A 699-nucleotide genomic window follows, 5' to 3' on the forward strand; every position below is an offset into this window, starting at 1 on the left:
GATTCTTACCATGCTCCACGGTTTTAAATCGCTCTATTAATGCTTGCCCTGCAGGGCACTCGTATTCATTTTTATCGGGGTGGTAGATAAACGCATTCTTATCAAACAGACCACTAGATCGATTGCTAGAGGTTTTGCATTTGGGGATGATGGGAGTGACACCCAAGTCCATGCAGTCTTTGATTTGTTCACCACTGTAATAACCCTTGTCTGCCACTACGGTCAGCTGCGTTACTTGCAGCGCTTCTTTGACTTGGTTAGCTATCTTAGCTAGGCTACTGCGATCATGACCGACATTAGTTAACTCATGGGCTATGATGAGATGGTTCTTCGTGTCCACGGCTGCCTGTACGTTATAGCCCACGATACCGCCTCCGCGGTGTTGCATCGACCGGGCATCGGGATCACTCATGGAGATCTGTTTATCTGGTGCTGCTTGTACTTTTTCTTCAATAGCTTGTAGCTGTGCCATCTGCTCTGTAAAGAGCGCGATGCGCTCTTTAAGTCTGGCTTGGTGTGCGGTTGATTGGGCTGGAGAGCGCAGATCAGCTGCCTCTAAGTCTTTTAAGTACTGCGCAATACTAGCTTCAGCTTCTTGGATACGACGTTTGATCTTGGCCTGGGTGAAGTTCTGATCGGAGCTGTTCACTGCTTTGAACTTACTGCCATCAACTGCCACCATCGCGTCGGCAAATAAAT

At 48.1% G+C, this 699-nt stretch carries 1 protein-coding gene; it reads right to left on the reverse strand.

Annotated elements, in window-relative coordinates; all coding sequences use genetic code 11:
* The coding region (locus ICN37_RS08390; protein ID WP_216156626.1) for a transposase at positions 1 to 699 on the reverse strand (699 nt) is incomplete at both ends.

This window comes from Polynucleobacter sp. P1-05-14 (genome assembly GCF_018881675.1).
Taxonomy (GTDB): Bacteria; Pseudomonadota; Gammaproteobacteria; order Burkholderiales; family Burkholderiaceae; genus Polynucleobacter.